Annotated in this window: 9 protein-coding genes; all 9 read left to right on the top strand. The window is 69.6% G+C overall.

The window, feature by feature from the left end:
• The first annotated feature begins 2 nt into the window (after positions 1–2).
• The 9 genes from ftsA (at position 3) to BOS5A_RS06720 (ending at position 12,929) form a co-directional block, all read left to right on the top strand.
• On the top strand, positions 3–1,265 hold the full coding sequence (ftsA, locus tag BOS5A_RS06760; protein WP_151954370.1) for a cell division protein FtsA: 1,263 nt from the start codon (positions 3–5) through the stop codon (positions 1,263–1,265).
• A 120-nt stretch (positions 1,266–1,385) separates the two neighbouring features.
• Entirely contained in the window at positions 1,386–2,855 is a 1,470-nt protein-coding gene (gene ftsZ, locus BOS5A_RS06755; protein WP_151954369.1) for a cell division protein FtsZ, read from the top strand.
• 189 nt (positions 2,856–3,044) lie between these two features.
• Positions 3,045–5,069, top strand: a complete 2,025-nt coding sequence (locus BOS5A_RS06750; protein WP_234419229.1) for an SPOR domain-containing protein — start codon at positions 3,045–3,047, stop codon at positions 5,067–5,069.
• Positions 5,070–5,091: 22 nt separating this feature from the next.
• Positions 5,092–6,270, top strand: a complete 1,179-nt coding sequence (locus tag BOS5A_RS06745) for a deoxyguanosinetriphosphate triphosphohydrolase (RefSeq protein WP_151954367.1) — start codon at positions 5,092–5,094, stop codon at positions 6,268–6,270.
• A 219-nt stretch (positions 6,271–6,489) separates the two neighbouring features.
• The gene (locus BOS5A_RS06740) at positions 6,490–8,007 is read left to right on the top strand and encodes a DUF1800 domain-containing protein (RefSeq protein ID WP_151954366.1); all 1,518 of its coding nucleotides are present in this window, start codon (positions 6,490–6,492) and stop codon (positions 8,005–8,007) included.
• A gap of 5 nt (positions 8,008–8,012) precedes the next feature.
• The gene (locus BOS5A_RS06735; protein ID WP_151954365.1) at positions 8,013–9,170 is read left to right on the top strand and encodes a DUF1501 domain-containing protein; all 1,158 of its coding nucleotides are present in this window, start codon (positions 8,013–8,015) and stop codon (positions 9,168–9,170) included.
• Between the two features lie 249 nt (positions 9,171–9,419).
• The gene (gene argS, locus BOS5A_RS06730) at positions 9,420–11,144 is read left to right on the top strand and encodes an arginine--tRNA ligase (RefSeq protein WP_151954364.1); all 1,725 of its coding nucleotides are present in this window, start codon (positions 9,420–9,422) and stop codon (positions 11,142–11,144) included.
• A 5-nt stretch (positions 11,145–11,149) separates the two neighbouring features.
• Positions 11,150–11,887 (top strand): SPOR domain-containing protein, encoded by a 738-nt coding sequence (locus BOS5A_RS06725; protein WP_151954563.1) that lies wholly within the window; start codon positions 11,150–11,152, stop codon positions 11,885–11,887.
• Positions 11,888–11,927: 40 nt separating this feature from the next.
• Positions 11,928–12,929: a glycoside hydrolase family 3 N-terminal domain-containing protein gene (locus tag BOS5A_RS06720; protein WP_151954363.1), complete on the top strand. Its 1,002-nt coding sequence runs from the start codon at positions 11,928–11,930 to the stop codon at positions 12,927–12,929.
• The last annotated feature ends 18 nt before the right edge of the window (positions 12,930–12,947 follow it).

The following is a 12,947-nucleotide window of genomic DNA, read 5'->3' as shown; positions in this document are numbered from 1 at the left end:
ACGTGGCCAAGGCGGCACCGGAAGGACTGATTACCGCGCTCGACATCGGATCGTCGAAGGTGTCGGCGATGATCGCGCAGAAAGGCGATGGCGGCGAGCTGATCGTGCTGGGCACCGGCCAGCGCGAGAGCCGCGGCGTCAAGCGTGGCTATATCGCCGACATGCAGGCGACCGAAGCGGCGGTGCGGGAGGCGGTGGAGCAGGCGGAGCGGATCGCTGGCCTCAGCATCGAGAATGTCTGGGCGGGCTTTTCGGCCGGCGGGCTCGTCAGCGACGAGGCGTTCATCGAGATCGAGCTTGGCGGCCACCGGATCGAGCAGGGCGATATCGAGGCGCTGCTGCACGAGGGCCGCTCGGCGATCGATCCGCAGGGGCGGATGGTGCTTCACGCGCAGCCGGCGCTCTACACGCTCGACGGGCTTACGGGGGTGAAGAAGCCGATCGGGCTCCACGCCGACCGGCTCGGTGTCCACATCCATGTCGTCGCCGCCGACGGATCGCCGGTGCGCAATCTCGATCTGTGCGTGCGGCTGGCGCATCTCGAGGTGAAATCGATCATCGCCTCGCCGGTCGCAACCGGACTCGCTTGCCTGTCGGAAGAAGAGCGCGACCTGGGCGTCGCGCTCGTCGAGATGGGCGCCGGGATCACGAACGTGTCGCTGTTCGCGGGCGGGATGCTCGTCGGGCTGAAGTCGATCGCGATGGGCGCGGCCGACATCACCGACGATATCGCCTCGGCGTTCGGCACCAGGCGCAGCCAGGCGGAGCGGATGAAGTGCTTCCACGGCTCCGCCAACGCATCCCCGCGCGACAATCACGAGATGATACCGGTCATGCCGCTGTCGAGTGAGGATGAAGGCGGGGATTCGGTGCAGATCACCAAGGCGGCGCTGATCGCGGTGATCCGCACGCGGCTGGAACATATGATGGGAGAAATCCGCACCGCGCTGGCCGAGCTGAAGTTCGAAGGGCCGGTCGGGCGACAGGTCGTGCTGACCGGCGGCGGGGCGGAGTTGAAGGGCATTGCCGATTATGCGCAGCAGGCGCTCGGGCGGCAGGTGCGGGTCGGGCGTCCGCGCGGACTGACCGCGCTGCCTGACGCACATGCCGGACCGGCGTTCGCGACGCTGGCGGGGCTGGCCTTCTATGCGGCGAACGATCCGATCGACCTGCGCGGGCTCGCGCCGACACAGCAGACCGTCCACCGGCCCAAGGGCTTCAAGGCGATCCGGCGACTCATTCATGCAGCGCGGGCAAATTATTAACAAATCGGGCCGTGCGGGCGAGTTTTCGGCTGGAACGGCGTGAATCGATAGTGCACAACGGTTAATCAACGGGGCCCGGCCGTAGCGTTTCATCCGGGGCGAGGGCGGAGATTTTTGGCGATGAGCATCGAATTCATTACTCCGGAGGTCGACGAGCTGAGCCCGCGCATCGCGGTGATCGGCGTCGGCGGGGCGGGCGGAAACGCGATTGCCAACATGATGCGCGCGGAGGTCCAGGGGGTGGATTTCCTCGTCGCGAACACCGACGCGCAGGCGCTGAAACAGTCGATCGCGCCGCACAAGATCCAGCTTGGCGCGAAGATCACGCAAGGCCTGGGCGCGGGCAGCCGACCCGAGATCGGGCGCGCCGCGGCGGAAGAGACGATCGACGACCTGTCGAAGCGCCTCGAGGGCGCGCATATGTGCTTCATCGCCGCCGGCATGGGCGGCGGCACCGGCACGGGCGCGGCGCCGGTCATCGCCAAGGCGGCGCGCGACATGGGCATCCTGACCGTCGGCGTGGTGACCAAACCCTTCTCGTTCGAGGGCAGCCGCCGGTCGAAGTCGGCCGAGCAGGGCATCGAGGAACTCCAGAAGTTCGTCGATACGCTGATCGTCATTCCGAACCAGAACCTGTTCCTCATCGCCAATGCGAACACGACCTTCAAGGAAGCGTTCGAGATGGCCGACGAGGTGCTGCAGCAGGGCGTGCGCGGGATCACCGACCTGATGGTCATGCCCGGCCTCATCAACCTCGACTTCGCCGACGTGCGCAGCGTGATGCAGGAAATGGGCAAGGCGATGATGGGCACGGGCGAAAGCTCGGGCGACAACCGCGCGATCGAGGCGGCGCAGAAGGCGATCGCCAACCCGCTCCTCGACGGCGTGTCGATGAAGGGCGCGAAGGGCGTCATCATTTCGATCACCGGCGGCGAGGATATGCGCCTGCTCGAGGTCGACGAGGCGGCGAACCACATCCGCGAACTGGTCGACGAGGATGCGAACATCATCTGGGGTTCGGCGTTCAATTCCGAGCTGGAAGGCAAGATCCGCGTCTCGGTCGTCGCGACCGGGATCGAGGCGGACGTGCGCACCGACGCGGCGCCCGCGCCCGAGCCGGCACGCGCCTTCACCTTCTCCGCCCCGCGCAAGGCGGCAGCGCCCGAGCCGGCGCCGGTCGCGGCTGCACCCGTCGTCGAGGAGGCACCCGAAGCCGACACCGCCACGCCGGTCGCGGCCGAAGCATCGGACGACACGCTCGAACTCGGCGCGACCGATGCGGTTGCCGACGAGGAACTGGTGCTGGGTTCGGAAACGATCGTGCCCGAAGCGGAGCCCGCCCTCGAGGCGCCCCGCGTGTTCGGCGACGATGTGCCCGCCGCGCCCGAGCCGTCGCGCCGCCGGTGGCTGTCGAGCGCGAGCGAAGAGCCGGCCGAGCCCGCCGCGCCCCAGCCGCGCATGAAGCTGGGTGGCACGCTGTTCGAGCGGATGCAGAACGCCTCACGCGGCGCCGCCAAGCCGGAAGACGATGCCGAGGGCAAGGACTCGCTCGACATTCCGCGTTTCCTTCACCGCCAGAACAACCAGTAACATCCGCCGCGGCGGCGCCCGTCCAATCTGGACGTCGCCGCGGTTGGCATCATGCGCGCGCGTGCATCGCCGCGTTCCTCCCACGGCTCGTCGCGCGCCTGCGGCGGCGTCATTGTCCGTTCATTGCCGCCGGGGTCTTAGCTTTTGTCAGCCATGCGCATGTCCCGACTCCCGCTAATCCCCCTGTTGATGGCGACCGCCGCGGCTCTGCCCGCCGCCGCATTCGCCCAGACCTACTCCACCCTGCCGCAACCGCAGTCCGATGCCGACGCGCTGGCAGCGGCGGTGCGCACGCTCGGCGCCAACCCGAAGAACATTGACGCGCTGGTGACCGCGGGCGAGCTTTCGATGCGGCTCGGCGATGCGAGTGCCGCGGCGGCATTCTTCGCGCGCGCCGAAAAGGTCGATCCGCGCAACGGCCGGGTAAAGGCGGGCGAGGCGGCGCTGCTGGTGCATGAGGAGCGCCCCGGCGAGGCGCTGCGCTATTTCGATCAGGCGGTCGGGTTCGGCTTGGACCCCGCACGGTTCGCGGCGGAGCGGGGACTCGCCTATGATCTGATCGGCGAATCCGATCGTGCGCAGCGGGATTACCGCGTGGCGCTGCGGACCGGGGGCGACAATCCCGAGGTTACGCGGCGCTACGCGCTGTCGCTCGGCATCTCGGGCAAGCGCGACCTTGCGTTGCAACTGCTCGATCCGCTGCTCCGGCAAAATGACCGGAGCGCGTGGCGCGCGCGCGCCTTCATCCTGGCGATGGCGGGCGACGTGGCGGGCGCGAGCAAGATCGCGACGACGATGATGCCCCCCGGCATGGCGAGCGGGCTGCAACCCTTTTTCGAACGCCTGCCCAGCCTGCCCGCCGCCGACCGCGCCTTCGCGGTGCATTTCGGCGAGGTCCGCGCGACCCCCGAACGGCTCGCCGATGCGCGCATGGTGCCGGCGCTGCCCGCGCTCGGCCCCGATCCGACGGCGCCGGTGATGGTCGCGTCGCAACCGACCGCACCCGTCCAGGTCGCGGCGAAGGACGATGGCCGCAAGACGAAGCGCGAAGCCCGGCGCGGCGGGAAGCAGGTCGCGGCCGCGAAGCCGAAGCCGCCGGCCTATGCGTTGCAGATGGTGCAGTCGCTTCCGGGCAAGACGGCGCCGACGCCGGCGCCCACACAGCCCGTTCCGGTCCCGATTCCCGCGCCGGCAGTGATCCAGCCCGCAACGACGGCGACAGCGAGCGTCGCGCTGCCCCCGGCCGCAACGCCCGCTGCGCAGCCGCGCGTCACCGCGCCGGCTCAGGTCGCTGCCGCCAGCGTGCCCAACCTGCCGCAGGTCAGCCAGTTCAGCGCGACCTTCGCGCAGAACCAGGCGCGCTGGGAGGCCGAGAAGCGCGCAGAGGAACGCCGCGCCGCGGCGGCATCGGTGCGCGCCGCGGCGACCCCGGCGCCGGTGGCGGGCAAGACATCGGCGGTCGCGCTCGCCAATGCCGATGCCGCTTCGCAGCTGCAGGCGCGCGCCGCAGAGCCCGCTTCGACCGCGACCGCCCAGCCCGCCCCGCGGGTCGCGACGGTCACCCCCGGCCCCGCGACTGTTCGTCAGCCGCTCGCCGAGCCGCCCGTATCCCGCCCGGCGACGCCGGTCGCAGCAGCGGCCTCTCCGGTCGCAACACCACCGGCCGGCGAGGGCGATTCGATCCTCGCCAGGATCATCGCGAACATCAAGGTGCCGGACAGCGAACTCGCGGCGGCGCCCGTGCCGGCTCGACCGCCAACCGACACCGCGGCCGAGCGCGCCGCGGCTGCCAGAGCCGCCACCGTGAAGCGCGAGGCGGCCGCGCAAGCGACGGCCGACCGGAAGGCGGCGGCCGCGAAGAAGCTCGCCGACGCGAAGGCCGCCGCGGACAAGAAGGCCGCTGCCGACAAGAAGGCGGCGGAGGAGAAGCTGGCCAAGGCCGACCCGCCGCGGGTTTGGGTGCAGGTCGCCGGCGGTGCGAACGAAAACGATTTGGCGAAGGCGTGGAAGGGCGTGCAGGGCAAGTCTGCCGCGCTGAAGGGCAAGTCGGCCTATTCCACCCCGCTGCGCGCGACCAACCGGCTGGTCACCGGCCCGTTCAAGAGCGACGACGAGGCGCAGGCGTTCGTCAACACGCTGGCGAAGCAGGGCGTGTCGGCCTTCACTTTCACGAGCACGAAGGGCCAGAAGATGACGCCCGTCGGCGGCAAGTGAGCCGCCGCGCGAGCGCAGCTGCGTGACGCGCCACGCTCCGTGGGCCTCGGACCCGGAGCGTAGCAGAGGCCGGCTTCACGAAGAACAAAGCGGGTCCGCGCCCGATGTGCCCCGGGGGCCGCGCGACGCCTTCCAGCGCGACCGCGACCGAATCGTCCATTCGATCAGCTTCCGCCGGCTGCGCCACAAGACGCAGGTGTTCCTCGCCCCCGATGGCGATCATTTTCGCGTCCGGCTGACCCACAGTCTCGAGGTCGCGCAGATCGGGCGGACGATCGCGCGGACGCTGGGACTGAACGAGGATCTGACCGAGGCGCTGTGCCTTGCGCACGACATCGGCCACCCGCCGTTCGGCCATGCCGGCGAGGATGCGCTGAAGGCGGCGCTGAAGGAGGCGGGCGGGTTCGATCACAATGGGCACACGTTGCGCACGCTGACCGAGATCGAGCGCGTGTATCCGCGCTTCCACGGTCTCAATCTCAGCTGGGAAACGCTGGAGGGGCTGGCGAAGCATAACGGCCCGGTGCGCCATCCCGGCTGGGCGCTCGCCGAGGCGAACCGGGCGTTCGACCTCGATCTGGCGGCATGGCCGAGCCTTGAGGCGCAGGTCGCGGCGATCGCGGACGATATCGCCTATGACAATCACGATATCGACGATGGCTTGCGCGCAGGGCTGCTGACGCTGGATCAGCTGCTCGAGGTGCCGTTGGTCCGGCGGGAATGGGAGGCGGCGTGCGCGCGGTTCCCCGACGTGCCGGCGAAACGGCTGGAGCGCGAACTCGTCCGCAGCCAGATCGGCGCGATGGCGAACGATCTGATCGCGCAGACGCGGCGGCGGATCGCGGAAAGCGGCGTCGCCTCGGCCGAAGACGTGCGGGTCGCCGGACGCCCGCTCGTCGGCTTTTCCGACGCGATGCGCGCCGAGGAGCGCGACCTGAAGCGGTTCATGTATGCGAACCTCTATCACCACCCGCGCCAGCTCGCCGCGGCGGAGGCGGCGCATGGCATCGTCGCGGGGCTGTTCGCTGCGTATCGTAACGATCCGCGGCTGCTGCCCGAGGACTGGCGCGAGCGGCTGCCGGTCGCCGAGCCGCACCGCAGCCGGCATATCGCGGATTTCATCGCGGGAATGACCGATCGTTATGCGGTGACGTCGTATCGGCAGGCTGTCGGGCCGATCGACCTGCCCGAGGGGTTTTGAGGCCCACACCGTCACCCCGGACTTGATCCGGGGTCCCGCTGTTCGGGACGGTGGTGAGAAGCGGGACCCCGGATCAAGTCCGGGGTGACGATTCATCATCAGCTTATCACGCTCCAAGCGCGACGAATTGAGCCCTTTTTGGCGACGAGCCGCTGGCCTGGCATAGTTCTGCGACAAGTCGCGTCCATCGTTTGCGACAGGCCACGAAGGACGAGTCGCATGAGCGAAATCAGCATTGCTCTCAACCGCTTCGGCTACGGATTGCGTAGCGGCGAGGCTGCGCCGTCGGATGGCAAGGCGTGGCTGCTCGGCCAGTTCGCGCGCTATGACCCGAAGCCGGACGCGATCGCGAACGCGCCGACCACCGCTGGCGTGGCGGCCGATCTCGCCGCTTATTTCCGCGAGCAGCAGGCGATGCGCCGCGCGAACCGGCAGGGGATGGGCGGACAGCCGCCGCAAACCCCGGCTCAACCGCAACCGCAAGCGATGGTCCCCGCGCCCGACATGGCAGCCTTGGCCCTCGGCGCGCGCCCGGCGAAACCGGCACGCAGCGACGAGATGAAGCAGGCCCGCCAGTTCGCGGCGCGCGCCAATCGGCTCGACTACGCGGCCGGGGTCGGTGCGCGCGCGGCGACGACGCTGGCCAGCGACACGCCGTTCATGGAGCGGATGGTGCATTTCTGGTCGAACCACTTCGCGGTCTCGGCGGACAAGCTGCAGGTGGTCGGCCTCGCTGGCCCCTTCGAGTTCGAGGCGATCCGCCCGCATGTGCTCGGCAAATTCTCCGACATGCTGATGGCGGTCGAGCAGCACCCGGCGATGCTGCTCTATCTCGATCAGGCGGTGTCGGTCGGCCCGACGAGTCCGCTCGGCAGCCGGATCGCGGCGCGTGGCAATCGCAAGATCGGCCTCAACGAAAACCTCGCGCGCGAGATCATGGAACTGCACACGCTCGGCGTGCGGACGGGCTACACGCAGGCCGACGTAACCGAGTTCGCGCGGGCGATGACGGGGTGGACGGTCGCGGGGATCGGACAGGGCCCGGGCGCGCGCGCCGCGGGGACCGACGGGATACCCGGAGACTTCGTCTTCGCGGACGCGCTGCACGAACCGGGCGACCGGACGATCCGCGGCAAGCGCTATCCGGCGGGCGGCGTGGCGCAGGCCAGCGCGGTGCTTGCGGACCTCGCGGTCGATCCCGCGACCGCGACGCATATCGCGACGAAGCTGTCGCGGCATTTTGCGGGCGATACCCCGCCGCCGGCGATGGTGGCGCGGGTGCGCGATGCGTTTCTACAGTCGGGCGGCGACCTGCCGATGGTCTACCGCGCGGTCATCGCCTCGCCCGAGGCGTGGGTGGCGGCGCCGGTGAAGTTCAAGACGCCGTGGGAATGGTCGGTGTCGTCGATGCGCGCGCTTGGCATGAAGACGGTCGACGGCCCGGTGATGACAGGTTTGCTCAACCAGCTCGGCCAGCCGATGTGGAAGCCGGGGCAGCCGATCGGGTATGACGATATCGCGGGCAGCTGGGCCGGGCCCGACGCGGTGATGCGCCGGGTGGAGGCGGCAGAGCGCTTCGCCACCCGCGCGCCATCGACGATCGACGCCCGCGCGCTCGCCGCGAAGCTTTATCCGGCGGCGGTGACGCCGGCGACCACCCAGGCGCTGTCGCGCGCCGAAAGTCCCGGGCAGGCGCTCGCGCTGCTGCTCGTCTCTCCCGAAGCGATGCGGAGGTAAGTGTCATGATCGTCGATCGTCGTTCGCTGCTCGTCACCGGCGCCTTGGGGCTCGCGGGCGCGGGCCTGTGCCCGCGCATGGCCTTCGCCAAGGCCGCAACCGAGCGTCGCTTCGTCTTCATCATCCAGCGCGGCGCGGCCGATGGACTCGGCACCGTCGCACCGGTGGGTGATCCCGCCTTTGCGGGCGCACGCGGCGATCTAGCCGCCGATTTCGCCAGCGCACCGAAGCTCGACGCGATGTTCGCGCTGCACCCGGCGATGGTGAACGGCCTCGCGATGTTCAAATCGGGGGAGGCGCTGTTCGCGCATGCGGTCGCCTCGCCCTATCGCGACCGGTCGCATTTCGACGGGCAGAACGTGCTCGAGACCGGAGGCACGGGGGCCTATCAGGTCAAGGACGGCTGGATGAACCGGATGATGGGTCTGGTGCCGGCCGGTGATGCGAAGGCGATCGCGATCGCGGCAGCGATCCCGATGGCGCTGCGCGGGCCGCATGACGTCGCCTCCTACGCGCCGTCGGCGCTGCCCGATGCGTCGGACGACCTGCTCCAGCGCGTGACGATGCTGTATCAGGGCGACCAGCAGCTCCACGGTCTGTGGTCGGAAGCGCTGCAGACCCGCGGGCTGACGAGCGATCTGGCGCAGGACAATGGCCGCAACGCCGCGGCGACCGGGGCGCTGGCGGCAAAACTGCTCGCGCCTGCGGACGGCGCGCGGATCGCGATGATCGAGACCGGCGGCTGGGACACCCATGCCGGCCAGCGCGGCCGGCTGGCGGCACAGCTGAAGGGGCTCGATGCGATGGTCGGCGCGCTCAAGACCGGGCTTGGGCCGCTGTGGAGCGATACCGTCGTGCTGGTCGCGACCGAGTTCGGGCGGACGGTCGCGGTCAACGGCACCGGCGGGACCGATCACGGGACCGGATCGTCGGCGATGCTGTTCGGCGGCGCGGTCAAGGGCGGGCGGGTCGTCGCCGACTGGCCGGGACTGGCGCAGGCGGCGCTGTATGAAGGCCGCGACCTGAAGCCGACGACGAACCTCGACGCGTTCATCGGCGGTGCGGTGGCGGGGCATTTCGGGGTCGAGCCGGCGCGCGCGATGGCGGCCTTGTTCCCGACGGGCGCGAAGACCGCGGCGGTGGAGGGATTGGTTCGGGTCTAGCGACGTCTGTCACCCCAGCCCTTCGACTGCCTGCAAGGCAGGCGCTCAGGATGAACTTCGGCCATCGGCCGAAGGCTGGGGTCCATCTCTGGCGGGTATGCCACACGATAGAGACATGGATCCCCGCCTGCGCGGGGATGACGGTATGGAGCGTGTGTGGGTCGTTTCCATTTCGCCGCGAAGCATCGCCACGTGACGAAGCGGGCGTCAGCCGCTAAGGCGCGCGCTTTCGCTTGGTGGACAAGTCCGATGACGCTCTATTCCCGCTTTGCCGCGCATGTCGATGCGGCGCTCGACATGCTGGTGGCGGCAGGCAACCTGCCGGCGGGGATGGAGCGGCGTGCGATCACGGTCGAGCCGCCGCGCGATACGGCGCACGGCGATCTGGCGACCAACGCCGCGATGGTGCTCGCCAAGCCGGCGGGGATGAACCCGCGTGCGCTCGCCGACGCGCTCGCGAGTGAACTGCGCAAGCTGGACGAGGTGGCCGACGTCTCGGTCGCCGGGCCGGGCTTCATCAACCTGAAGCTTACCGACGACAGCTGGCGCGCCGAGCTCGCCGCGATCGTCGGAGCCGCGGACGACTATGGCCGTTCGCAGATGGGCGCGGGCCGGACGGTCAACATCGAATATGTCTCCGCCAACCCGACGGGGCCGATGCACATGGGGCATTGCCGCGGCGCGGTGGTGGGCGACGCGCTCGCCAGCCTGCTCGAATTCGCCGGCCACACGGTCATCCGCGAATACTATGTCAACGATGCGGGCGGGCAGGTCGATGTCCTCGCGCGCTCGGTGCACCTGCGGTATCGTGAGGCGCTGGGCGCGACGATCGAAATTCCCGAAGGACTGTACCCGGGCGATTACCTCATACCCGTAGGCCAGGCGCTCGCGGCGGAGTTCGGCGATCGCTATGCCGAGGCGCCGGAAGGCGAATGGCTGGCGCTGTTCCGCACGCGCGCGGTCGCGGCGATGCTCGCGCTCATCAAGGCCGATCTCGCCTTGCTCGGCATCCATCACGCGCTCTTCTCGTCCGAGGCCGAATTGCAGGCGGCTGGCAAGCCCGAAGCGGCCGAGGCCGAGCTCCGGTCGCGCGGGCTCGTCTATGACGGCGTGCTCGAGGCGCCGAAGGGCGAGACACCCGAGGATTGGGAACCGGTCGAGCTGCCGCTCTTCCGCTCGACGCAATTCGGCGACGACCAGGATCGCCCGATCCGGAAATCGAACGGCAGCTGGACCTATTTCGGCGCCGATCTCGCCTATCATTTCCAGAAAAGCCAGAGCGCCGACGAGCTGATCGACATCTGGGGCGCCGACCATGCCGGCACGGTGAAGCGCATCCAGGCCGCGGTCGCCGCGCTGACCGGAGGAAATAAGCGCTTCGACGTGAAGCTCGTCCAGATGGTGCGCCTACTGCGCGACGGCGAGCCGGTGAAGATGTCGAAGCGATCGGGCCATTTCGTGACGCTCGCCGATGTCGTGCGCGAAGTCGGCAAGGACGTCGTGCGCTTCACGATGCTGACCCGGCGCAGCGATGCGCAGATGGATTTCGACTTCGCCAAGGTGGTCGAGGCGTCGAAGGACAACCCCGTCTTCTACGTGAACTATGCGCACGCCCGCGTCGCCTCGCTCCACCGGCGTGCGGCGGAGGCGGGGATTTCGGCAGAGAATCCCGATCTGTCCCGGCTTGATACGGAAGAGCTGGCGCTGGTGCAGCTCGCCGCGCAGTTCCCGCGCATCGTCGAGACTGCGGCCGCGGCGCGCGAGCCGCACCGAATCGCCTTTTATCTCTATGACTTGGCAGCAGCCTTCCACGCGTTGTGGAATGTCGGCAACGACCGTCCCGACCGGCGCTTCCTAGTGGTCGAGGACCCGGCCGCGACCGCCGCGCGACTCTTCTTGGCGAGCGCGGTCGCGCAGATTATCCGCAATGGTCTCGCCATCATGGGTGTCGAGGCGGTCGAGGAGATGCACTGATGGCGATGGCGGACGAGATCGATCTTCGCGACGAGGACCGTCTGCCGTGGCTGGAGACGGTCGAGGCCGATGAGCAGGAGGGGCCGACGGTCGCGCGGACGATCGCGCTCGTCGTTCTGGGGCTGGTCGTGCTCGCGGCGATCGTGCTCGGCGTCTACCGCCTGCAACGCCCTTCGGCACCGGCCGGTAACGGCGATCTGATCGCCGCGCAGGAGGGCGACTACAAGGTGCGCCCCGACGATCCCGGCGGAATGAAGGTCAATGGCGAGGGCGATGCCGCGATCGCGACGAGCGCCGGCAAGGGCGCGGACGGCGGGCGGATCGATCTGAACGCGGTGCCCGAAAAGCCCGTCACCGCGACAAAGTCCGGTAGTGGCCAGGGCAATGCGCCGGCGACAGCGGCGGGCGACAAGGCGGTGAGCTCGGTTCCGCAATCGGGGGGCAAGCTGACAGCGGCGCCGCCGATGAGTGCGCCCAGGACCAACGTGCCCGGCGCCGCGACCGGCGGATCGCTCGTCCAGCTCGGCGCCTTCCCCAGCGAGGCTGCGGCGAACGGCGCGTGGAGCGCGATGGCGAAGCGCTTCGCCTATATCGCCACGCTCGGCAAATCGGTGCAGACCGCCGAAGTGGGCGGCCGCAAGGTTTACCGCCTGCGCGTCAATGCCGGCAGCGCGGGTGCAGCGTCCGATGTGTGCGGACGGTTGAAGGTTGCAGGCGAAACCTGCTTCGTGGTCGCCAACTGACGGGTTGCGCGGGTCCGCGGGGGGCGTAGACCGCGCGGCCATGACACCCGCATTCTTCGGGCTTTCCGGCCCTGTCCTGACCGATGCCGAGCGTGCCTTCTTCGCGGAAGTCGTGCCGGCCGGGTTCATCCTGTTCGGCCGCAACGTCGAGACGAAAGCGCAGCTTCGCGCGCTCACCGATTCGCTGCGCGATCTGACCGGGCGCGACGACCTGCCGGTGCTGATCGATCAGGAGGGTGGGCCGGTGGTGCGGATGAAGCCGCCGGTCTGGCCCGCGTTTCCGGCCGGCCCGGCCTTCGATGCGCTCTACGAGATCGCGCCGATGTCGGCGATCGAGGCGATGCGCGCCAACGCCCTCGCGCTCGCGCTGATGCTGCGCGAGGCCGGGATAACCGTCGATTGTGCGCCGATGCTCGATCTGGGGCGGCCCGAGACGACGAGCGCGGTGCTGCCCCGCGCGCTGGGACGCGAGCCGATGCGGGTCGCGGCGCTTGGCCGCGCGATGCTCGACGGGCTGGCCGAAGGGGGCGTCGCTGGCGTCATCAAGCATATGCCAGGCCATGGCCGCGCGGTCGCGGACACGCATCTGTCGCTGCCGACCGTGACGGCGAGCGCAGAGGAGCTTGCCGGCGATATGGCGCCGTTCCGGTCGCTCGCGAATGCGCCGATGGGGATGACCGCGCACATCGTCTTCACCGCGTTCGACGCCGAGCGGCCGGCAACGCTCTCGCCGATCGTGATCGACCGCGTGATTCGCGGCGAGATCGGCTTCGACGGGCTGCTGATGACCGACGATATCGGCATGGGCGCGCTGTCGGGGCGCGTTGCGGATCGGGCCGTTGCGGCGCTGACGGCCGGGGTGGATGTGGTGCTCGAGTGCTCGGGCGACCTTGCGGTGATGCAGGCCGTCGCCGCGGCGCTGCCGGCGATGACCCACCGGGCTCGGGAGCGATTGGCGCGGGCGATGGCGTTGTGCGGTGCGAGCGAGGGCGATATGGCGGCGGCGCTCGCGAAGCGGGATGCGCTGCTGGCGCTGGTTTAGCGTCGCCCCTGCGGAGGC

The sequence above is a fragment of the Sphingomonas sp. EC-HK361 genome, assembly GCF_902498785.1.
GTDB lineage: Bacteria > Pseudomonadota > Alphaproteobacteria > Sphingomonadales > Sphingomonadaceae > Sphingomonas.
Note: the sequence above shows the minus strand (reverse complement) of the source record. Positions and strands in the feature narration are given on the sequence as shown.